Annotated in this window: 18 protein-coding genes, 2 rRNA genes and 1 pseudogene; 12 read left to right on the forward strand and 9 right to left on the reverse strand. The window is 73.1% G+C overall.

The features are described 5' to 3' along the window. Positions 1-46 precede the first annotated feature (46 nt). Together ACIBEC_RS10430 and ACIBEC_RS10435 are read left to right on the forward strand one after the other, a co-directional pair. The gene (locus ACIBEC_RS10430; protein ID WP_360493649.1) at positions 47-400 is read left to right on the forward strand and encodes a DUF6401 family natural product biosynthesis protein; all 354 of its coding nucleotides are present in this window, start codon (positions 47-49) and stop codon (positions 398-400) included. A gap of 182 nt (positions 401-582) precedes the next feature. Continuing rightward, positions 583-1347, forward strand: coding sequence for an alpha/beta fold hydrolase (locus ACIBEC_RS10435; RefSeq protein ID WP_360493646.1), 765 nt, complete (start codon positions 583-585; stop codon positions 1345-1347). A 150-nt stretch (positions 1348-1497) separates the two neighbouring features. Here the strand turns inward: ACIBEC_RS10435 and ACIBEC_RS10440 are convergent, their stop codons facing one another. Further along, complete coding sequence (locus ACIBEC_RS10440; protein WP_360493644.1) at positions 1498-2493, reverse strand: helix-turn-helix transcriptional regulator; 996 nt, start codon at positions 2491-2493, stop codon at positions 1498-1500. 245 nt (positions 2494-2738) lie between these two features. Continuing rightward, on the reverse strand, positions 2739-3329 hold the full coding sequence (locus ACIBEC_RS10445; protein ID WP_360493641.1) for an isochorismatase family protein: 591 nt from the start codon (positions 3327-3329) through the stop codon (positions 2739-2741). 141 nt (positions 3330-3470) lie between these two features. Here ACIBEC_RS10445 and ACIBEC_RS10450 point away from each other — a divergent pair, with 141 nt between their 5' ends. Continuing rightward, on the forward strand, positions 3471-4625 hold the full coding sequence (locus ACIBEC_RS10450) for a helix-turn-helix domain-containing protein (protein ID WP_360493638.1): 1155 nt from the start codon (positions 3471-3473) through the stop codon (positions 4623-4625). Here the strand turns inward: ACIBEC_RS10450 and ACIBEC_RS10455 are convergent. Both ACIBEC_RS10455 and ACIBEC_RS10460 read right to left on the reverse strand, forming a co-directional pair. After that, positions 4606-6084, reverse strand: a complete 1479-nt coding sequence (locus tag ACIBEC_RS10455; RefSeq protein WP_360493635.1) for a HAMP domain-containing sensor histidine kinase — start codon at positions 6082-6084, stop codon at positions 4606-4608. The genes ACIBEC_RS10450 and ACIBEC_RS10455 overlap by 20 nt on opposite strands. Next, positions 6081-6800, reverse strand: coding sequence for a response regulator transcription factor (locus tag ACIBEC_RS10460; RefSeq protein ID WP_360493632.1), 720 nt, complete (start codon positions 6798-6800; stop codon positions 6081-6083). Before ACIBEC_RS10460 ends, ACIBEC_RS10455 begins: the two co-directional genes overlap by 4 nt. A gap of 228 nt (positions 6801-7028) precedes the next feature. On the opposite strand from ACIBEC_RS10460, the gene ACIBEC_RS10465 reads away from it, so the two are divergent. The 5 genes from ACIBEC_RS10465 (at position 7029) to ACIBEC_RS10485 (ending at position 12466) form a co-directional block, all read left to right on the forward strand. Then, positions 7029-8423: a ferric reductase-like transmembrane domain-containing protein gene (locus tag ACIBEC_RS10465; RefSeq protein ID WP_360493629.1), complete on the forward strand. Its 1395-nt coding sequence runs from the start codon at positions 7029-7031 to the stop codon at positions 8421-8423. A gap of 92 nt (positions 8424-8515) precedes the next feature. Then, the gene (locus ACIBEC_RS10470; protein ID WP_360493626.1) at positions 8516-9034 is read left to right on the forward strand and encodes an FMN-binding protein; all 519 of its coding nucleotides are present in this window, start codon (positions 8516-8518) and stop codon (positions 9032-9034) included. A 31-nt stretch (positions 9035-9065) separates the two neighbouring features. Next, positions 9066-9818 carry an FAD:protein FMN transferase gene (locus tag ACIBEC_RS10475; protein WP_396287860.1) on the forward strand — a complete coding sequence of 251 codons (753 nt, stop codon included), beginning with the start codon at positions 9066-9068 and terminating at the stop codon, positions 9816-9818. A 262-nt stretch (positions 9819-10080) separates the two neighbouring features. Further along, on the forward strand, positions 10081-11739 hold the full coding sequence (locus ACIBEC_RS10480) for an NAD(P)/FAD-dependent oxidoreductase (RefSeq protein ID WP_360493620.1): 1659 nt from the start codon (positions 10081-10083) through the stop codon (positions 11737-11739). 109 nt (positions 11740-11848) lie between these two features. Then, positions 11849-12466, forward strand: coding sequence for a TIGR03086 family metal-binding protein (locus tag ACIBEC_RS10485; protein WP_360493617.1), 618 nt, complete (start codon positions 11849-11851; stop codon positions 12464-12466). 127 nt (positions 12467-12593) lie between these two features. On the opposite strand, the gene ACIBEC_RS10490 is transcribed toward ACIBEC_RS10485, so the two are convergent. Next, positions 12594-13301, reverse strand: coding sequence for a hypothetical protein (locus ACIBEC_RS10490; protein ID WP_360493615.1), 708 nt, complete (start codon positions 13299-13301; stop codon positions 12594-12596). Positions 13302-13736: 435 nt separating this feature from the next. On the opposite strand from ACIBEC_RS10490, the gene ACIBEC_RS10495 reads away from it, so the two are divergent. From ACIBEC_RS10495 to ACIBEC_RS10510, 4 genes are all read left to right on the forward strand, one after another. Continuing rightward, positions 13737-14639 (forward strand): nuclease, encoded by a 903-nt coding sequence (locus tag ACIBEC_RS10495; protein WP_360493612.1) that lies wholly within the window; start codon positions 13737-13739, stop codon positions 14637-14639. A 129-nt stretch (positions 14640-14768) separates the two neighbouring features. Continuing rightward, entirely contained in the window at positions 14769-16013 is a 1245-nt protein-coding gene (locus ACIBEC_RS10500) for an MFS transporter (protein WP_360493609.1), read from the forward strand. A gap of 185 nt (positions 16014-16198) precedes the next feature. After that, positions 16199-17377 (forward strand): alpha-hydroxy-acid oxidizing protein, encoded by a 1179-nt coding sequence (locus ACIBEC_RS10505; protein WP_360493606.1) that lies wholly within the window; start codon positions 16199-16201, stop codon positions 17375-17377. Between the two features lie 299 nt (positions 17378-17676). Beyond that, positions 17677-18381 (forward strand): hypothetical protein, encoded by a 705-nt coding sequence (locus ACIBEC_RS10510; RefSeq protein ID WP_360493603.1) that lies wholly within the window; start codon positions 17677-17679, stop codon positions 18379-18381. On the opposite strand, the pseudogene ACIBEC_RS10515 reads toward ACIBEC_RS10510, so the two are convergent. The 4 genes and pseudogenes from ACIBEC_RS10515 to ACIBEC_RS10530 form a co-directional block, all read right to left on the reverse strand. Next, positions 18349-18785 (reverse strand): annotated as a pseudogene (locus ACIBEC_RS10515) (transposase). The gene ACIBEC_RS10510 and the pseudogene ACIBEC_RS10515 sit on opposite strands and share 33 nt — an antisense overlap. Before the next feature lie 46 nt (positions 18786-18831). Beyond that, on the reverse strand, positions 18832-20556 hold the full coding sequence (locus ACIBEC_RS10520; RefSeq protein ID WP_360493600.1) for a DUF885 domain-containing protein: 1725 nt from the start codon (positions 20554-20556) through the stop codon (positions 18832-18834). A 166-nt stretch (positions 20557-20722) separates the two neighbouring features. Then, positions 20723-20839: ribosomal RNA gene (gene rrf / locus ACIBEC_RS10525) — 5S ribosomal RNA — on the reverse strand. A gap of 82 nt (positions 20840-20921) precedes the next feature. After that, a 23S ribosomal RNA gene (locus ACIBEC_RS10530) occupies positions 20922-21949 on the reverse strand; the annotation flags it as partial.

Here is a 21949-nt window from a genome sequence, read left to right on the forward strand (position 1 = left end):
GTCACGGCCCTCCGTTCCCGCCCCCGGGCTCGCCTACCGTGGACGGATGTTCGCGACCCCCGACGAATCCTTCCGACGCTCCCCCGACGAGCCGGCCGGCTGCCCGCTGCCCGGCATCGTGGCGGCCTTCACGCCTCGGCTGGCCGAGTTCGCGTTCGAGCCCGGCTTCGTCGCGGCGGTCGATCAGCACGCGGCGATGCTGCGCGAGCTGCTGTACGCGCAGGGGCCGGAGCTCGCGCCCCGCCCCCTGGACCGTGCGGAAGTGTCGGACTACGCGCTGGGTTTCCTGGACGCGCTCGCCGAGATCGGCTGGCGGGAGCCGGTCGGCTACGACTACGCCGTACTCCGGCTCACCGCGATCTGCTGGCTGGCGCGCGAGCAGCGCCTGCTGGAGGCCTGAGACCTACCTCCGCTGCCTCCTCACCGGGTCCCGTCCTCGTCCCCTGGTCCCGCCCCCGTCGGGGCCGCGCGCGCCCGGTGTCCGGGGTGGTTCGCTCGGGTGAACGGTCCGGCGGTCCGCACGCGTACAGTGGCGGTCCGGGGAACAGGCGGCGGGGGCGGGACGGACGGGACGGTGCGGCAGTGAGCGGTACGGCGGCGGACAGCGCGGTGGGGCACCGGGCGCTGCACTGGCGGACCCGCCCGGAACGGGCCCGGGCCGCCGTCCTGGTGCTGCACGGCGGCGAGGAGCACAACCTCGCCCGGCCCGGCCGCCTCAACCTCCCCCTGCTGCGGATGCACGGCTTCCTGCGCGCGCTGACCAGGGCGACCGCGGACGCCGAGGTGGCCGTCGGCACCGTCCGCTACCGCCACCGCGGTTGGAACGGCGAGCGCGCCGACGCCGCCCGGGACACGCTCGCCGCACTCGACGAACTGGCCGCGCTGCTGGGCCCGGTGCCCACCGTCCTGATCGGCCACTCGATGGGCGGACGGGCCGCGCTGCAGGCCGGCGGGCACCCGTCCGTCACCGGCCTGGTCGCCCTCGCCCCGTGGTGCCCGGCCGAGGACCCCTGCGAACAGCTGGCCGACCGGGACGTCCTGATGCTGCACGGCGACCGCGACACCGTCACCGCGCCCGCCGACACCCGCGCCTTCGCCGCCCGCAGCCGCGCCGCCGGCGCCCGCGTCTGCGGCTACACCGTCACCGGCAGCGGCCACGCCATGCTCCAGCGCGTCCCCGACTGGCACCGCGCCACCACCCGCCTCACCACCGCCCTCCTCGGCCTGCACCCCCTCCCCGCCGAAACCGCCTCCGCCCTCGCCCTCCCAGCCGCCTCCCCCGAGGCACTCACTCTCCCCCTCCCCCGCCAGCCCCGCCGCACCCCGGCCCTCCCGACCAACCCCTGAGCCGAGGCCGCCGCGCTGACCGGCCTCACCTGCCGAAACGCTCTCCCTCCACGGCTCCACGCACCTCACCGGGCGCCCGTCCGGGCCCCTGGCCGGAAACCACCGCCGGACGGGCGGCGGACGGTCAGCGGACGGCCAGCGGGGGCGGCGTCAGTCGGGGTCGGGCCCGGCCACCGGGGAGGGGAGGCGGCCGGCCAGGAGGGCCTCGCCGAGCGGGGTCGGCCGGTGGGTCACGGTGCGGCCGGTGCGGTCCTTGACGGTGAGGCCGGAGTCGGCGAGGACGGTCGCGTGCTCACTGGCGGAGGCGGTGGAGACGTCCAGGTGCGCCGCCAACTCCTTGGTGGAGCACGGGCCGTGGGTGGCGATGGCCTCCAGGGCGGCGGCCCGGGTCTGGCCGAGCAGGGTGGTCAGGGTGCGGCTGGCGGTCGGTTCGGACTCGGCGCGCAAGGGTCCACCGATCCGGGCCGGGTAGAGGAGCACCGGCTGCTGCTCCGGGTCTTCGAAGCGGGCGATGACGGGGCGGCGGGGGCCGAACACGCAGGGCTGGAGCAGCAGTCCGCGGCCGTCCAGCCGCACATCGTGCCGACACCGGTTCGCCAGCGGGAAGCTGAGCACCGGGCGGCGCCAGGACACCGCCGGGTGCAGCGAGCCGAGCACCTGATCCGGCTCGGTGATCCGGCGGCGCCGCCCGTGTTCGGTGGTGACGATGGTCTCGATCTGCCGCCGGTACGGGTCGATCGCCCGGGTCTGGTAGTCGGCAGTGACGTTGCCGAGCAGCTTCCTGGCCCGGCGGTCGCCCGCCGCCACGCCCCGCGCGAAGGCGCTCAACTGCCGCTCGCCGCCGACCGAGCGCAGGTGGTCGCGCAGCGGCGCCGCGGGCGCTTCGGCGGTGGCGCTCTCGGTGGCGCCCGGGTCTCGCCGCACGGCGAGGAACTCCGGGATCGCCGAGGGGGTGTAGAGGTCGAAGAGCAGCGCGGTCCGCGGGTTCCAGGACGCCCGCAGATGGTCGCGCCAGCCCTGGAAGCGCGGGTCGCGCAGCCCGCTCACCAGGGCGTGCACGCTGAGGGACAGCTCCATCGACATGTCCGGACGCTCCGCGACCCGGACCCGCGCCAGGTCGTCCGCACCGAAGAAGATTCGCAGCACGACCGCGATCGTCACCCCGGGAGCGGCCCCGACGCAAGACCGTTCGGCGAGAACCGAATCGTTTGCCTGCCGCCCGTTCGCCCGGCCGGGCTCGGGCTCGGGCTCGGGCTCGGGCTCGGGCTCGGGCTCGGGCTCGGGCTCGGGCTCGGGCTCGGGCTCGGGCTCCCGAGCCTCCCCTCCGAAGGGGGTGTCCGGTCTCCGAGCGGAGTGTCCGGGTGGCCGGGACACCCCCGCCCATTCTTGCCTCAGCCCAGGTCGGCCGGGGACTCCACCACGACCCCGTACAGGTCCCCGATCATCGCCAGCGCGCCGCGGTGGACCTGGGCGGCGGTCAGCTGGGTGCCGCCCGTGGGCAGCGGCCGGGTCGCGCTGGCGGCGGCCACCACGGTCGGTCGGTTGCCGCGCAGGAAGGCACTGGCCGTGGTGAAGGTGACGCACATGTGGGTCATGAATCCGGCGACGACGACGTCCTGGTGGCCGGCCGCGTCGATCAGTTCGCCCAGGTCGGTGCCGACGAAGGCGTCCGGGACCTGCTTGACCACCACGCGCTCGCCATCGACGGGCGCCACGCTCGGGTGGATCTGCCCGATCTCGGCCCGGATGTCGTACGGGGTGCCCTCGCCGCCGTCGTTGATCACGTGGATGACGGTGGCGCCGGCCGCCCGGGCCCGGGCGAGCAGGTCGGCGGCGGCGGTCAGCGCCTCCTGCCAGCCCTCCAGCTCCATCACGCCGCATACGTAGGTGTTCTGGTAGTCGATCAGGATCACGGTCGCATCGCCGAGCGAAGCCGGCTTCTCGTCGAGTCCGCTGAGGGTGCGCAGGGTCGTCGTGGGCACAGCGGTGCCGCCTTTCGGGTTCGGAAGTCGGGGATTCGGCAGGTCACGCTCGGTGCGGTCTGCCGTTGAAGACGCTACGGGCGACGCTCGCATGTCGGCAATGCCATCTAACATGCAGATTCCGACATCGAGGGGGCGCCCATGGCAACCGAGACCGACAACGAAGCCGCGACCGGCACCGATTCCGACACCGGCACCGGCACCGGCACCGACACCGTCCGGCGGCTGATCGTCATCGTCCTGTTCGAGGGCGTGGACCTGCTCGACGTGACCGGCCCGCCCGAGGTGTTCTCGCTGGTCCGGCGGGAGACCGACGACGCGACCGGCTACCGGGTCGTCCTCGCCGCCGAGACCATGGCTCCGGTCGCCACCGCGGCGGGCGTGCGGATCCTGCCCGACCTCACCTTCGACCAGGCCGCCGAGGGCGGCATCGACACCCTGCTGGTGCCCGGTGCGGTCGAGGTGGACGAGCGGCGCCGGGTCCGCGCGCTCACCGACCCGGCGGTGGTCGGGCGGGTCCGCGCGCTGGCCGCCCGCTCCCGCCGGGTGGCCAGCGTCTGCGTCGGCGCGCACCTGCTCGCCGCCGCCGGGCTGCTGGACGGCCGACGGGCCACCACGCACTGGTCCACAGCCGGCCAACTCGCCGCCGAGTACCCGGAGATCGAGGTCGACGCCGACCCGATCTTCATCCGCGAGGGCGAGGTCTGGACGGGCGCCGGCATCAGCGCCTGCCTGGATCTCTCGCTCGCCCTCGTCGCCGAGGACTTCGGCGAGGAACTGGCACTGCGGGTCGCCCGCCAGCTGGTGATGTACCTCAAACGCCCCAGCGGCCAGAGCCAGTTCAGCGTCCCGCTGGAGCCGGTGTCGACCACCCGGCGGACCGAGGAGCTGCGCCACCACATCCTGCGCAACCTCTCCGGGCGGCTCACCGTCCCGGACCTCGCCGCCCACGCCCACGTCAGCGAACGGCAGTTGACCCGGATCTTCAAGACCGAGCTGGGCACCACCCCGAGCGCGTACATCGAGTCGGCCCGGGTCGAACTCGCCCGCCACCAGCTGGAATCGGGCGACGCCACGCTCGAACGCCTCGCCACCGCCTGCGGGTTCGGCACCGTCGACACCCTGGTGCGGGCCTTCCGCCGCCGCCTCGGCACCACGCCGACCGACTACCGGCAGCGCTTCCGCACCGGCACCGTCACCGTCGCCAGTCCGGCCGCCACATCGGCCCCCACCTCAGCCATCGCTACGGCGACCGGTACGACCGGTACGACCGCTGTCACGGCAACCGGACGGTGAACACCGTACGGCCCGGCCGGCTGGCCGCGGCCACCGTGCCGCCGTGCGCCTGGACGACGGCCCGGACGATCGCCAGCCCGAGCCCGGTCGAGCCGGTGGCCCGGGAGCGGGCGCGGTCGCCCCGGACGAAGCGCTCGAAGACGCGGTCGAGCAGCTCCGGCGCGATCCCCGGGCCGTCGTCCGCGACGCTCAACTCGACCTGGCTGCCCGCCTGGTGGAGCCCCAGCTCGACCCCGGTGCCCGGCGGGGTGTGGGACCGGGCGTTGGCCAGCAGGTTGGCCACCACCTGGCTCAGCCGGTGCTCGTCGCCGCGGACCAGGACCGGCTCCTCGGGGAGGGCGAGGCGCCAGCGGTGGTCCGGGCCTGCGGCGCGGGCGTCGGCCACGGCGTTGAGGGCGATCCGGGTCAGGTCCACCTCCTCCTCCGCCAGCGGGCGGCCGGCGTCCAGGCGGGCGAGCAGCAGCAGGTCCTCGACGATCGCCCCCATCCGCACCGCCTCGGCGTCGATCCGCTCCAGCGAGTGCCGGACGGGTGCCGGCACGGCCCCGGGGTGGCGCAGCGCCAGTTCGGCGTGGCCGCGCACGGCCGCGACCGGAGTGCGCAGCTCGTGGCTGGCGTCGGCGGCGAAGGCCCGCAGCCGCTCCTCGACGGCGTGGCGGCGGGCCAGCGCGTCGCCGACGTGGCCGAGCATCCGGTTGAGCGCCGCGCCGACCCGGCCGACCTCGGTGCGCGGGTCGTCGTCCGGCACGCGTTCGGCCAGCAGGACCTCGCCGCTGGCAAGCGGCATCTCGCTGACCCGTTCGGCCATGCCCACCACCCGCCGCAGCGGGCGCAGCGACCAGCCGACCCAGAAGGCCCCGGCCGTACCGGCGGCCGCAACGGCGATCGCGAAGACCGTCAGTTCCAGGGTCTCCAGCCGCCGGACGGTGTCCTCGGCCGAGCGCAGCGGCAGGCCACTGACCAGCACGTCGCCGTCCCGCCCGGCGACCGCGCGGACCCGGTAGTGGCCCTGCGCCCCGCCGAGGTCGAGGGTGCGGGCCGCGCCGCCGACCGGCAGGGCGGCGAGCGCCCGCTGCTGGGCGGGGGTGAAGGTGATCCGGTCGTCCTCGTCGCCGGGGCCGTCCGCGTCGTCGGCGTCGCCGTCGACCACGCCCGCCCCGGTGACCCGGCCGCCGAGCAGCCGTACCCCGAGCGTGCCCGGGGTCTGTGCCCGGGTGTCGGGGCCGGCGCCCTGGCCGGCGTGCTCCAGGCTCGCGGCGTAGCGTCCGCCGGACTCGGCGAGCTGCTGGTCGAGGCGGTCGACGAGGAAGTGGCGCAGCGCGGCGGCGGTGGCGAAGCCGACGGCGGCGCAGGTGACGACGAGCAGCACCAGTAGGCCGGCGATCAGGCGGGCGCGCAGGGTGCGGGGCGTGCGGGGCGCCCGCCGGGCGCGGCGATCCCGCGCACCGCCCGGCCTCATGCCGCGGCCTTGATCAGGTATCCCGCGCCCCGCACGGTGTGGATCATCGGGCTGCGGCCCGCGTCGACCTTCTTCCGCAGGTAGCTGATGTACAGCTCGACGATGTGCGCCTGCCCGCCGAAGTCGTACGACCAGACCGCGTCCAGGATCTGCGCCTTGCTGAGCACCTGCCGGGGGTGGCGCATCAGATGGGCGAGCAGCGCGTACTCGGTCGGGCTGAGCTCGACGGCCTCGCCGCCGCGGGTCACCTCGCGGGCCCGGTCGTCGAGGACGAGGTCGCCGAGGACCAGTGCGTGCGCGGGCGGCCGGTACGGGGTGGTGGCGGGCGGGGCGGCCCGGCGCAGCAGCCCGCGCAACCGGACGACCACCTCGGCCAGGCTGAACGGCTTGGTCACGTAGTCGTCGCCGCCCGCCGCGATGCCCGCGATCCGCTCCTCGACCGCGTCCCGGGCGGTGAGGAACAGCACCCGCACCTCGGGCTGCTCGGCGTGGACCCGGCGCAGCACCTCCAAGCCGTCGAGGTCGGGCAGCATCACGTCGAGCACCACGGCGTGCGGCCGCCAGGCCGCGGCGGTCTCCACGGCGGCCAGGCCGGTGGTCGCGCCGCGCGCCTGCCAGCCCTCGTAGCGGACGGCGCCGCAGACCACCTCGACCAGGTCCGGTTCGTCGTCGACGACCAGGACGCGCCACTCCGGGCGGTCGGCGGTGTCGTCCATGGTGCTCCCTCGGGCTCGTGCTGGGCGGCGTTCATTCTGTACCGCCGCCATGAGAAACCCCTGAGACCCCGCGCAATGGTTCGCATGCCAGCACAACTGCCATGACCTGGGATGATGCCGATACGCGAGGGCACGGGGAGCGGGACCGTTCAGAGGCGGCTCAGAGCTTGCGGTGCGATCGTGGTCGGCCTCGGCAGCACTCGCCGCCGGGCGCTGAGGAGGTACCCGATGACCACTGCCGCCGCACCGAAGTCGCGGCCCGGTCCCCGGCGGCACGGGCCGCGACCGACACCCGCCGGCCGGGGGCACCGGGCCTCGCCTCGTCCGTCCTTCGCCCTGGACCCGGCCGGCGCGCTCGGCCTGATCTCCGCCGGCGCGCTCGGCGTGCTCGCGCTGTGGTGGGCGAGCACCCCGGCGGTCGTCGGCGCGGCCGGCTGGCTGACCGGCGCCGGGCGGATCACCGGGCTGCTCGCGGGGTACGCCGCGCCCGTGCTGCTCCTGCTGATGGCCCGGCTGCCGCCGGTGGAGCGCGGGGTCGGCGCGGACCGGCTGGCGCGCTGGCACGCGTTCGGCGGGCGCTGGCTGGTGGCCGCCGTGTCGGTGCACGTCCTGACGGTCGTCTGGGGCTACGCGCTGACCGACGGGCGCGGACCGGTCGGCGAGGGCGTGGAGATCGTCTTCCACTACCCCGAGATGATCAAGGCCACGCTGGGCACCCTGCTGCTGCTCGGCACCGGCGCGGTCTCCGCCCGGGCCGCGCGCCGCCGCCTGTCGTACGAGACCTGGTACTACCTGCACCTGGCCACGTACCTGGCGGTGGCACTCGCCTTCTCCCACCAGCTGGCCACCGGCGCCGACCTGGGCGGCGGCCCCGGTCAGGCCGCCTGGTACGCGCTCTACTTCGGCACGGCGGCACTGATCGGCTGGTACCGGCTGGCCCGGCCGTGGCTGCTCGACCGGCGGCACCGTCTGCAGGTCGCGGAGATACGGCCGGAGGGCCCCGGCGTGGTGTCGCTGTTCCTGACCGGGCAGCGGCTGGACGAACTCGGCGCCGAGCCCGGCCAGTTCTTCCGCCTCCAGTTCCAGGCGCCCGGCCTGCGCTGGGCCGCCAACCCCTACTCGTTGTCCGCGCCGCCGCACCCGCGCTTCCTGCGCTTCACGGTCAAGGACCTCGGCAGGCACAGCGCCGCGGTCGCCGCCCTGCGCCCCGGCACCAAGGTGCGCGCCGAGGGCCCGTATGGCGCGTTCACCGGGCGGCGGCTGCGGCAGCGCCGGGTGCTGCTGCTCGGGGCGGGCGTCGGAATCACCCCGCTGCGCGCCCTGTTCGAGACGCTGCCGGGCGAGTTGACGCTGGTCCAGCGGGCCCGGCGGCCGGAGGACGTCCTGTTCCGGGCGGAGCTGGCCGAGGTCGCCCGGCAGCGCGGCGCGGTGGTGCACGAGCTGGTCGGCCCGCGCGAACAGGTCGGCGACCTCGGCGCCGCGCTCGCCCGACTCGTTCCCGACCTCGCCGAGCACGAGGTCTACCTGTGCGGGCCGCAGGCGCTGACCGACGAGGCCGTCCACGCGCTGCGGGCGGCCGGGGTGCGGCCGCGACGCGTCCACCACGAGAGCTTTTCCCTCTGAGCCCGGCCGGGTCCCACCCAGTCGCACCCAGTCCCGCCGAGTCCCGCCGAGTCCCGCCGAGCCTTCCCGACTTCCGAGGAGCGTCGAAATCCATGCGCCGAGCCGTCGTCACCAGCGCAGCCACCGCCGCCGGGGTGGTGCTGCTGCTCTCCCTCAAACCGCACGAGGCGAGCGGACCGCCCCCGGTGATCGGCTCGGGGACGGGGACCGGTTCCGCCTCGGGCGCTGGTTCCGCCTCGGGCACTGGTTCCGCCTCCGGTGCCGGTGCCGGTTCCGATGTGTCGGAGCCGTCGAACGCCGCCGGCCCGTCCGCGTCCGCGGCCCCCACCCGTGCCACCCGGAAGGTCAGCGGCGACACCGTCAACACCCGGTACGGCCCGGTGCAGGTCCAAGTCACCCTCTCCGGCAGCCGGATCACCGCCGTCGACGTGGTCAAGTACCCCAACGCCGAACGGCGCGACCGCGAGATCAACACCTCCGCCCTGCCCGTGCTCAACCAGGAGGCGATCTCCGCGCAGAACGCCGGGATCGACGTCGTCAGCGGCGCGACGTACACCAGCGACGGCTACATCCGCTCGCTGCAGAGCGCCCTCGACCGGGCCAAGGTCTGAGGCAGCCGTGCTCCGCCACGCCGAGCCCGTGATGGGCACCGTCTTCTCGATCACCGTCCGCGACCCGGGCCCGGAGACCGCCGCCGCGCTGGGTCGGATCGTCGAGCGGCTGCACCGGATCGACGCGGTGTTCTCCACCTACCGGCCGGACAGCGACATCAGCCGCCTCGACCGCGGCGAACTGACCCGGGCCGCCTGCGATCCGGACGTCCCCGGCGTCCTCGCCGCCTGCCGCCAGGTGGCCGCGGAGACCGACGGCTGGTTCACCGAGCGGCCCGGCGGCCGGCTCGACCCCAGCGGCTGGGTCAAGGGATGGGCGGTCGAGGAGGCGGCCGCGCTGCTGCGCTCCTCCGGCGCCCGGCAGTACTGCGTCAGCGGCGGCGGCGACGTCCAGACTGGCGGCGGGCCCTGGCGGATCGGCATCGCCGACCCCCGACAGCCGGCCCTGATCGCCGCCGTACTGGCCGGCCGGGGCCTCGCCGTGGCCACCTCCGGCACCGCCGAACGCGGCGCGCACATCATCGACCCGCACACCGGCCGCCCGGCCACCGGCCTGGCCTCCCTCACCCTGGTCGGTGCCCCGGGCACCGGCATCGCCCGTATTGACGCCTGGACCACCGCCGCCTTCGCCATGGGCCCGGACCGCGCCCTCGCCTGGGCCGCCCGCCGCCCCGGCATCGAGGCGCTCGCCATCCTGCCGGACGGCACCAAGCGCTGGACCCCGGGCCTGCCCGGCCACCTCCCGGCGAGCGGCCCGGCAGACTGGCAGTCCGCCGTCGGCTGACGGCTGACGGCTGACGGCAGCGACATGCGGGGGCCTCATGAGGCAGCGCCATGACGTGAGCTCATGAGGTGAGGCCATGAGGCAAGCTCATGAGGTGACGCCATGAACCGAACTCATGAGGCAGCGCCATGAGAGCCATCGCCGCGTCCTCGCCTACCTCCGCACCCGCGCGGAGCACCCCGCCCGCCGACCCGCGAAGGCAGCCTGCACAGGGAGTTGCACGGCTGTTCCGCGCTCCCCCGATGTGGCGTAGCGTGTCCGGATGAACACGAAGGCGTCCTCGCGGTACGACGTCGTGATCGTCGGCGGCGGGCACAACGGGCTGGTGGCCGCGGCGTATCTGGCGCGGGCCGGGCAGCGGGTGCTGGTGCTGGAGCGGCTGGCCCGGGTGGGTGGGGCGGCGGTGTCCGCGTCGGCGTTCCCGGGGGTGGACGCGCGGCTGTCGCGCTACTCGTACCTGGTGAGCCTGCTGCCGCGCAAGGTGGTGCGAGACCTCGGGCTGCGGCTGGAGCTGCGGCGCCGCCGGATCGCCTCGTACACGCCCACCGAGCGGGACGGGAAGCCGACCGGCCTGCTGGTGGACGCGGGCGACCCCGGCCGGACCCGGGAGTCGTTCCGGGCGCTGACCCGCGGCGACCGGGAGTGGCGGGCCTGGCAGCGTTTCTACGCGATGACCGGGCAGGTCGCCGAGCGGGTGTTCCCGACACTCACCGAGCCGCTGCCCTCCCGCGCGGAGCTGCGCCGACGGGTCGCGGACGAGCCCGCCTGGCGGTCCCTGTTCGAGGAACCGATCGGCGCGGCGATCGAGCGGAGCTTCGCGGACGACCTGGTGCGCGGGGTGGTCCTGACGGACGCGTTGATCGGCACCTTCACCCACGCCCACGACCCGTCGCTCCGGCAGAACCGGTGCTTCCTGTACCACGTGATCGGCAACGGGACGGGCGACTGGGACGTACCGGTCGGCGGGATGGGCGCGGTGACGGGCGCGCTGGCCGAGGCGGCGCTGGCGGCCGGCGCCGAGATCCGGACCGGCCACGAGGTCACCGCAGTCGCCGCCGCTCGCTACGGCGACAGTGACGGCCCCGGCCACCACCACGGCCACGGCGACGCCGAGGTGTCGTACCGCGACCTGGCCCGGGACGGCGAGGGGACGGTGGTGGCACGCCGGGTGCTGGTGAACGCCGCGCCGGCGGTCCTGGCTCGGCTGCTGGGCGACGACCCGGAGCCCGCGCCTGAGGGCGCCCAGCTGAAGGTCAACATGGTGCTGCGCCGGCTGCCGCGCCTGCGGGACACCGCCGCGGACCCGCGCGAGGCCTTCGCGGGGACCTTCCACATCGCCGAGGGCTACCGGCAATTGGCGGCCGCGTACGCGGAGGCACAGGCCGGCCGGATCCCCTCGGCGCCGCCGTCCGAGATCTACTGCCACACCCTCACCGACCCGTCGATCCTGGGCCCGGAGGCCGTCCGGCAGGGGCTCCAGACGCTGACCCTCTTCGGTCTGCACATGCCCGCCCGGCTGTTCGGCGACCCGGCGGCCAAGGACCGCGCGCTGGCCGGGAGCCTGGCGCAGCTGGACGCGGTGCTGGCCGAGCCGATCGCCGGCTGCCTGGCCACGGACGCCGACGGCCGGCCGTGTGTGGAGGCCCGGACGCCGCCGGAGCTGGAGCGGGAGATCGGTCTGCCGGGCGGCCACATCTTCCACCGCGACCTCTCCTTCCCGTTCGCGGACGGGTCCTTCCCGTTCGGGGACGAGGACGGCGCCGGGGATGCGGGTGGCAGTGCCGCTGCCCGCTGGGGCGTGGCGACGGACCGCCCGAACGTCCTGTTGTGCGGCGCGGGAGCCGTACGCGGCGGCGGCGTCAGCGGCATCCCGGGGCACAACGCGGCGCAGGCCGTCCTGGAGGACCTGGCTCACGGCTGACAGGGAGTCGTCGGGCGAGCACCGACGGCGGCCGGTCCCCTCAGACCTGGCAAGTCGCTCCCGGTGGCGGAATACTGAGAGTGAGCAGGGCAGGAAGGGAGGCCCTCCAATGGAATGTCCGCACCCATCCGGGTTCCATGTCGAGGTCCGTGAACGCTACGTCGCCGCGGTGGCGGAGGTGACCCGCCTGGTGCGGGCCGTTCCGGAGGACGGCTGGACGGCGCCCACGCCGTGCCGGGACTGGGATGTCCACACACTCATGAACCACCTTGCCGCACAGCACCTTTGGGTGTGCCAGGCGGTGGCCGGCTACACCCCGGAGGCGATCGGCCACCGGTTCGGGGGCGACGTGCTGGGCCGCAACCCCGCCGGGGTATGGGCGATGGCGGCCGACACGGCGGTGCGCGCGCTCCACCAGCCGGGCGCGCCCGACCTGCTGGTGCACCTGCCGTACGGGGTGCGTGACGCCGGCGGCTACGCCCGTGAGCTGACCGCCGAGACCGTCGTGCACGGCTGGGACTTGGCGCGGGCGCTGGGCGAAAACGGCCGGATACCGTCGGACTCCGCCCGGTACGCGCTGGAGGAGTTCCAGGGCTACCACGACCTGACCGGCACCGGCCTGTTCGACCCGCCGCTCGCCAGCGCACCGGGCGCCGACACCCAGGACCGGCTGCTGGCCCTCACCGGCCGCGACCCGAACTGGTCCTACGACAGCACCATGCACTGACTTGCCGTCAGGAGACCTTCCCCTGCAGATGGTTGGTCCCCGCGCCCGGATCCGGACGCGGGGACGAGGAGCGGCCCGTCGAGCCGTTGAGTCGTCGAGCCGTTCAACCGTTTCAGCCGTCGGACCGTCAGGCGCGGGCGAGCACCCAGGCGCCGAGGCCGTTGCAGCCGCCGGCCGAGTAGGTGGTGGCACGGAAGCCGGGCGGGACGGGCGAACCGGGGCAGGTCCACAGGCCGACCCGGGCGATGTTGTGGTACCAGGATCCGGCGCCGTCGCAGCCGCCCTGCTGGTGGCCGGTGATGACGTAACCGGCGACCACCGGGGAGCCTGAGCAGGTCCAGATCCCGTCATGCGGGAGGCCGTGCTGCCAGGAGCCGATGCCGCCGCAGCCTGCCCGCAGGTGGTTGGTGATGACGTACCCGGGCACGACCGGCGAGCCGGAGCAGGTCCATATGCCGTCCTTGACGAGGTTGTGGCGCCACGAGCCGATGCCACGGCAGCCGGACGTCAGGTGGTCGGTGATCACGTAGCCGGCCACCACCGGGGAGCCGGAGCAGGTCCATATGCCGTCCTTGACCGGCTGCTGGTACCAGGAGCCGAAGCCGCCGCAGCCCGCGCCGTCGTGGTCCGTGATGACGTTCCCGGCGTCGACGGGCTGCCCGGAGCAGGCCCAACGGCCCGCGGGCCACGCGGGCTTGGCCTCCGCCGAGGACATGCCGGAGACCATGCCGCCCAGGACGACGGCCGCGACCAGGGCGAACGCCGCCGCAGCGGCTCCGATCCCCCTGCCGACGACCGCGGCCGCCGCGCGCTTCCACAGCTGACGGACATTCATTGTCGAACCACTCCAGTCGGATCGGGGGCGAGGGGAGCGTTCCGCCCGCCGGGGTGCCCGGCGGCGGAACGAGAGTCACCCTACGGGGAGGCGGAGTGAGAGTTCGGTGGAGGTTCCGAGAAATCTGCTCCGGGGATCACTCTGTCCGAAAGCCGTCACGACCGCCGACCCCCGCGGCCCCCAACGGCCGACCCGCGCAACCCGGCGCCCGATCCTCACCCCCCGATCCTCACCGCCCGATTCTCACTGCGCGTGACCGCCTCCCCCCGGGGTGACATCGCGGCCGGACGGGCGCATGGTGGAAGGAAGGACGATGCGGACGACTGCCACCGGATCCGCCGCCCGAGGCCCCGCCAGGCCCGAACACTTCGCATGCGGACAGAGCGTCGGCCCGGTGCCCCGGCGGTGGCGTCCTGTCAGATCCGGGAGGCAGACATGTCCATGGTGCTCATCACCGGCTCGTACCAGGTCCTCCACGACCGACCCGACGGCGACACCGTCCACTTCCTTCCGCAGGACCCGGGCTTCTGGTGCGACGTCCCCGGCCGCAACCGGGTCAAGCGCGACGAACACGGCGGCGCCTCACTGCGACTGGACGCGATCGACGCCCTCGAGACCCACTACCAGGGCGTCGGACCGGACTTCGCGCACCAGCCGCTCGGGCTCGGCGCGCACGCCGCCCGCGACGAACTGCTGAAGTGGCTGGGCTTCACCGACATCGTGCAGGACAACGAGGAGAAGGTCACGGCCTCGACGCCGGCGGCCGTCCCCGGCTACATCCTCACCGGCGGCGCAGACGTCTTCAACCGCTGCGTGGCGCTGGTCGGACGCGGCACCCCGCCGAGCGTCGGCGACCCCCCGAAGCCTGCGAGGAGCGGCTTCCGGCTGGACGTCACCCCCGACATGCTGCACGACACCGTCAACCACCACCTGCTCTCGCTCGGGCTGGTCTACCCCACCTTCTACCAGAACCTCCCCGACAACCTGCGGGCCGACCTGACCGCCACCGCGCAGCAGGCCCGCACGGCCAAGGCCCCCGACAGCGTCTGGCTGCACGACGTGACCACCTCGGGCGTGAAGGTCGAGAACCTCGAATCGATCACCGAGGACCTCGTGATGCTGCCGAAGCTGTTCCGCCGCCTCGTCGACTACGTCCGGCTCTTCGGCTCCGACCTGGGCTGCCTGCCCGCCTTCCTGGCCGGCGGCGCCGACGAGTTCACCCTCCCCGACCACCCCAAGCCACCCCTCGTCGGCCTGCAGCACGTGGTCGAGATCAGCAACACCAGCACGGTGCGGATGACCCGACCCATCGAGGACCTGCTGTTCATCGAGAAGTAGCCGAGAAGCAGCCGGCCCGCCGACAGCGCATCAGCCCGGACGTTGAGGTCGGATTCACGCCAGCCCGACCCCCTGCCCGCTTGGTGGACTTCGTGACACGAACCACCACTCACGGACAGGACCCCCGGCATGGCCGACACCGCCCTCCACCCGTCCCAGCGCACCCCGGACCCCGCCGGTAGCCGACCGAACTCCCGGGCGCGGGACGGTGGTTGGCTCGCCGTCCTCGCCGTCACCACGGGCGTGTTCGCCATCGTCACCACCGAGATCCTGCCGATCGGCCTGCTGAGCCCGATCGGGGCCACCTTCCGGATCTCCGACGGCACGGCCGGGCTGATGATGACGCTGCCGGGCATCGTGGCCGCGGTCGCCGCGCCCGTGGTGACCGTCGCGACCAGGCGCGCCGACCGGCGGACCATGCTCTGCGCCCTGCTGCTGCTCCTGGCCCTGGCGGACCTCCTCAACGCGCTCGCCCCCGCCTACTGGGCCGTGTTGGCCGCCCGGGTCACCCTCGGCCTGGTGATCGGGGCCTTCTGGTCGATCGGCTCGGGGCTCGCCCCGCGCCTCGCCCCGGAACACCGGCAGGCCCGGGCCAACACCGTGGTCTTCTCCGCCGTTCCGCTCGGCTCGGTCCTCGGCGTACCGGCGGGCGTGTTCCTCGGCTCCCTCGCCGGCTGGCGCACCGCCTTCCTCGCGATGGCCGTGCTGACCCTGCTGACCCTGGCCGCCCTCGTGGCCTCGCTGCCGCCGCTCCCACCGGTGACCACCACCGGCCTCGGCGTGCTGCGCGGGCTGCTGGCCGGGCGGGGCACCCGCACCGGCCTCGCGGTGACCTTCCTGATCGTCCTGGCCCACTTCGCCGGCTACACCTACGTCACCCCGTTCCTCACGGCCACCACCCACGCCGGACCCGGCCTGATCACCGGCCTCCTGCTCGCGTACGGCGCCGCGGGACTGCTCGGCAACGTCCTCGCCGGCGGCCGCGCCGCGCGGGCGCTGCGCCCGGTGTTCGCCGCGGCCGCCGTGCTGCTCGCCTCCTCGACCCTGCTGCTGCCCCTGCTGGGCACCGGTGGCCCGGGCGCCGCCGTCCTGCTGACCCTCTGGGGCGTGGCGTACGGCGCCGTCCCGGTCTGCTCCCTGACCTGGTTCCTCACCGCGGCCCCGCACGCCCCGGAAGCGGCCGGCGTGGTGTTCACCTCGGGGTTCCAGGCCACCCTCTCGCTCGGCGCCCTGACCGGCGGCCTCGTGGTGGACCACTCCTCCCCCGCCACCGTCATGGTGCTCGGTGGCGCCGTCGCCCTCCTCGCCGCCGCCACCGTGTGGGGGTACGGCGCCCGGATCCGGCCCGCTTCGATGCCCGTGCCGCACCGCTGACACCGCCACCGGCCGCCCGCCCCCTGGTCAGGGCCGCGGTCCGTGGCGAGAATGCCGGAGCGCCATCCGTCCCGTCCCTCCCGACCGAGAGCGCGGACGGGCGGACGGGCGGCACCACCGACCGGAACTGTCCGGGCGGAGACGGCACGTGACGGCGAGTGACGGCGAGAGGGACGGTGACCCGCATGGACCCCGAGTTCGGCACACGGTTCGGCGACTACCAGTACGAGATCTACCTCAACGGGCTTGCCGGCGTGCTGCCGACGATGCCGATGACCTTCACCGACCTGGAGGCGCGGGCGCGTTCGGCGCTGGCGCCGTCCGTCATCTCCTACGTCGCGGGCGGCGCGGGCGACGAATCCACCCAGCGGGCGAACGTCGCCGCCTTCGACCGGTGGGGCCTGGTACCGCGGATGATGGTCGGCGCGAGCCGGCGGGACCTGTCCGTGGACCTGTTCGGGATGCGTCTGCCCTCGCCACTGTTCATGGCGCCCGTCGGGGTGATCGGCCTGTGTGCGCAGGACGGCCACGGCGACCTCGCCACCGCCCGGGCCGCCGCCCGCACCGGGGTGCCGATGGTCGCCTCCACCCTGACGGTCGATCCGCTGGAGCGGGTGGCCGCCGAGTTCGGCGACACCCCCGGCTTCTTCCAGCTCTACACCCCCACCGACTGGGCGCTCGCCGAGAGCCTGGTCCACCGGGCGGAGGCCGCCGGCTACCGGGGCATCGTCGTCACCCTGGACACCTGGACCACCGGCTGGCGCCCGCGCGACCTGGCCACGGGCAACTTCCCGCAGCTGCGCGGCCACTGCCTGGCCAACTACACCTCCGACCCGGTCTTCCGCGCCCGCCTCGCCAAGGCGCCCGAGGAGGACATGCAGGCCGCCGTCCTGGAGTGGATCGGCGTCTTCGGCAACCCGCTGACCTGGGCGGACCTGCCCTGGCTGCGGTCACTCACCGACCTGCCGATCCTCCTCAAGGGCATCTGCCACCCCGAGGACGTCCGCCGCGCCAAGGACGGCGGCGTGGACGGCGTCTACTGCTCCAACCACGGCGGCCGCCAGGCGAACGGCGGCCTGGCCGCGCTCGACGCGCTGCCCGGTGTGGTCGAGGCCGCCGACGGCCTGCCGGTCCTGTTCGACTCCGGCGTCCGCTCCGGCGCCGACGTCGTCAAGGCCCTCGCGCTCGGCGCCACGGCCGTCGGCGTGGGCCGCCCGTACGCCTACGGCCTGGCCCTGGAGGGCACCGACGGCATCGTGCACGTGCTGCGCGCCCTGCTGGCCAAGGCCGACCTGATCATGGCCGTCGACGGCTACCCCACGCTCGCCGACCTGCGCGCCGAGGGCGCGCTGCGCCCGATCTGACACCTCGGCGGAACCGGCCCCGGCGGGGGCGGGCGGTTTCTCTGCGCCCTCCCCGCCGGAACCCGCCCGGCCCGCCGAAGCCCGCTAGGCCATGTCTCTCCGATCATCTGACTTGTTGTCCCTGCGCGACTCGACAGGATCTTCGTGCCCGTCAGATCGCTGCAACCGGATGTGGTGTGGGTGGTAACCCTGTCCCACTGGGCGAGCTCCGGCAGAATCCGGATGCCGCACCGGCTGCCCGACTGGTAGCGTCGGGATCTTCACCGGTCCGCCGGATGGAGTACCCGGGCAGGATCCCCATGACCGACCCCCACCGTCGACTCAGGAACGCACTCGACGCACTGGACGTCGCCTTCGCGCCCCTCGCATCGGATGCAATCACCGTTGGCGGCTGCACCCACTGCTACGCCGACAGCGACCTCGCGGCCCTCGAAGGGCCCGTCGACCAGGTGCCGGATGACCTGATCTCCTCCGTCGCGGCCAAGTCGGCCGGCCACTGGGATGACTTCCCCGCGCTGTATCGCCGAATGACGCCCCGGATCGTACGGCTCCTGGCAACCGACCAACTCCACGTCGATCACGGGCTGATCGCCTCCCGGCTGGTCACCGCAGGTTGGCACGACTGGCCCGTCCCTCAGCGGGACGCACTGGAGCAGGTCTGGCACGCCTGGTGGCGCTCGACTCTGCACGAACACCCCAGCCCCGCGTACATCATGGGGGTGTTGGAGACCATCGCCGTCAGCACCCGCACCCTGGCACCATGGCTGACGATCTGGGCCGACACCCGGACGGAGTCGGCAGACCGGCACCTGGATGACGCCCTCGACGACTGGCTCTTCGAGACGCAACTCACCAACCTGCGGCTGGGCTTCTACGACGAGCTGGATGCCACTGCCGAACTGGTGCCCTGGCTGCTCTCCCTGGGCGCTGCCCGGATCGGGGCCGCCCGGTTCTTCGAGGTGGAACGGATTTCACTCGGCCAGGGCATGCCCCACCGTTCGTGAGCGGAGCCAGATGATGACGGCCGCGAAGGTCACAGTGCCAAGAAAAACGTGGCCGCGCTTGTCCTAGCGTGTGGCCACGGCCCGGAAACCCTTGAGCCTGTTGATCGCTCGCTCGACGACGTTGCGCTTCTTGTACCGCTCCTTGTCGAAGCCGGGAGGCCGACCGCCGCGGGAGCCACGTGTCACGCGGTTGGCCGCCTGGTCCGCCTTCTCCGCTTGTGGGCGGTCTTCCACGGGCCGAACCGCTCCGGCAGGTCGCGCCACTGCACGGTCCGAACTCGGTGCAGGACACCGTTGATCACCTGCTGATGGTCCCGCCACCTGCCGCAACGTCCATTGCTCACGGGCAGGAGGGGCTCCAGCCTGGCCCATTCCGCGTCCGTCAGATCACCGCAACCAGTCACACCAAGCTAACGATCCGATGATCGGAGAGACATGGCCCAAGGCCCGCTAAGGCGCACTGTCGGCAGCCAGGTCGTCGAGGCCGAGCGACCCCCGGGAGAGCACGCGCGTGTGCCAGGCCCGGAGGTCGAAGCCGGGGCCCAGACGGCGCCGGGCCGCCTCCCGGCGCCGCAACCAGGCCCGCTCGCCCAGCTTGTAGCCGATCGCCTGGCCGGGCCAGCCGAGGTAGCGGTCGATCTCGCTGGTGCGGCGCCGGATGTCACTGCCGTGGTGGGCGGCCATGAAGTCGGTGGCGAGCTCCGCGGTCCAGCGTTCGCCGTCGTGGCCACTCCAATCGCCGGTGCCGGAGCCGGCGGGGACGGTCAGCTCCAGGTGCATGCCGATGTCGACGATCACCCGGATGATCCGCAGCATCTGCTTGTCCAGGTAGCCGAGGCGCCGAGCGGGATCGGTCAGGAAGCCCAACTCGTCCATCAGGCGCTCGGCGTACAGCGCCCAGCCCTCCTTGTCGGCGCTGACCGCGCCGAGGGTGATCTGGTAGCTGCTGAGGCGGTCGGCGGAGGCCGTCCACCGGGCCGTCTGCAGGTGGTGCCCGGGAACGCCCTCGTGGTACCAGGTGCTGACGAGCTGCCAGGTCGGGAAGGAGCGCCGACCGAGGGCGGGCAGATAGGTGCGGCCCGGACGGCTGAAATCGAGGCTGGGCCCGTTGTAGTACGGCGCGCCCGAGCTTCCCGGCGGCGCGATCCGGGTCTCCACCCGGCGCAGCGGGCCCGCGATGTCGAAGTGGGTGCCGTCGAGGGCGTCGATCGCCTCGTCAGTGATCTGCTGGAGCCAGGCGCGGATGTTCTCCTCGCCCTCGATCGCGTGACCGTCCCGGTTGAGGTGGTCCATGGTGGCCCGGACGCCCGCCCCGGGCAGCACGCGCTCGGCCTCGGCCCGCATCTCGGCGACCGTCCGGTGGAACTCCTCCCACGCCCAGGCGTACGCCTCGGCCGGATCGACCTCGGCGCCGTTCGCCCAGCGGGCGGAGCGCAGGTAGCGCTCCCGGCCGACGGCGTCCGGAGTGCCGTCGGCGGCGGGCAGGTAGGTGTCGCGCAGCCAGTCACGGAAGCCCGCCACCGCGGCGGTCGCACGGACGGCGGCCGCGTCCAGTTCGGGCCGCAGCCGGGCGGGTCCACCCGCCACGAACCCGGTGAACCAGCCGGCGCCGCCCCCGTCCTCACCGGTCCAGGCCGCCAGTTGGGAAAGGACTGCGCGGGCCTGCCGCGGCGCGCACAGCAGCCCTCGGGCGATGCCCTCGGCCAGGGTCGTCCGGTAGCCGTCCAGCGCGCCGGGCACGTTGCGCAGCCGCCCGGCGATCGCCGCCCAGCTCGTGTCGGTGTCGGTCGGCATCATGGTGAAGACACCGCGCACCTTGTGCAGCGGCGAGTTGACGTTGCGCAGCTGCCGGAAGTGGTCCCCGGCCTCGTGCACGGCGAGCTCGGCGGTCAGCCGCTCCCGCAGCAGACGGGCGCAGTCCCGTTCGGCGGTGTCCTCGGGAGTGGCCCCGGCGGTGTCCTCGGGGATGCCGGTGGTCCGTTCGGCGGCGTCGAGCGCGGCCAGCGTCCGCCGGGCCGGGTCGGCGAGCGCTTCGAAGCCCTCCGGCGACAGGTCCACCTGCCGGTCGTCCTCCGGGTGCAGCCCGAGTCTGGTCGAGGTCGCCGGGTCGAGCGCGGCGATCTGCGCGACGTGGTCATCGGCGATCCGGCGGAAGGTCCTCGTCATCTCGGGCATGCGCCCATGCTGGCGCACCGGCCGGGGCACTGTCACCGGCGCGGAACGCCCCCGCGCCGGCCCGGGGCCCTACGACCGGAAAGGCCGCCCGGAAATCGCCCGGATACCGTCCGGAAACGCGAAGAACCCCCATCCGGGATCCGGATGGGGGTTCTTCTGAAAGATTGTTCGGCGGCGTCCTACTCTCCCACAGGGTCCCCCCTGCAGTACCATCGGCGCTGTAAGGCTTAGCTTCCGGGTTCGGAATGTAACCGGGCGTTTCCCTCACGCTATGACCACCGAAACACTATGAAACTGTCAACCGCACACCCGAGAATTTTCGGGCGGGTCGTTGTTTCAGAACAACACAGTGGACGCGAGCAACTGAGGACAAGCCCTCGGCCTATTAGTACCGGTCAACTCCACCCCTCACAGGGCTTCCATATCCGGCCTATCAACCCAGTCGTCTACTGGGAGCCTTACCCTCTCAAGGAGGTGGGAGTGCTCATCTCGAAGCAGGCTTCCCGCTTAGATGCTTTCAGCGGTTATCCCTCCCGAACGTAGCCAACCAGCCATGCCCTTGGCAGGACAACTGGCACACCAGAGGTTCGTCCGTCCCGGTCCTCTCGTACTAGGGACAGCCCTTCTCAACACTCCTACGCGCACAGCGGATAGGGACCGAACTGTCTCACGACGTTCTAAACCCAGCTCGCGTACCGCTTTAATGGGCGAACAGCCCAACCCTTGGGACCTACTCCAGCCCCAGGATGCGACGAGCCGACATCGAGGTGCCAAACCATCCCGTCGATATGGACTCTTGGGGAAGATCAGCCTGTTATCCCCGGGGTACCTTTTATCCGTTGAGCGACGGCGCTTCCACAAGCCACCGCCGGATCACTAGTCCCTACTTTCGTACCTGCTCGACCCGTCAGTCTCACAGTCAAGCTCCCTTGTGCACTTACACTCAACACCTGATTGCCAACCAGGCTGAGGGAACCTTTGGGCGCCTCCGTTACTCTTTAGGAGGCAACCGCCCCAGTTAAACTACCCACCAGACACTGTCCCTGATCCGGATCACGGACCCAGGTTAGACATCCAGCACGACCAGAGTGGTATTTCAACGGCGACTCCACAACAACTGGCGTTGCTGCTTCAAAGTCTCCCACCTATCCTACACAAGCCGAACCGAACACCAATATCAAGCTATAGTAAAGGTCCCGGGGTCTTTCCGTCCTGCTGCGCGAAACGAGCATCTTTACTCGTAATGCAATTTCACCGGGCCTATGGTTGAGACAGTCGAGAAGTCGTTACGCCATTCGTGCAGGTCGGAACTTACCCGACAAGGAATTTCGCTACCTTAGGATGGTTATAGTTACCACCGCCGTTTACTGGCGCTTAAGTTCTCAGCTTCGCC

Origin of the sequence: Kitasatospora sp. NPDC051164 (assembly GCF_044455625.1) — a bacterium.
Classification (GTDB): Bacteria; Actinomycetota; Actinomycetes; order Streptomycetales; family Streptomycetaceae; genus Kitasatospora.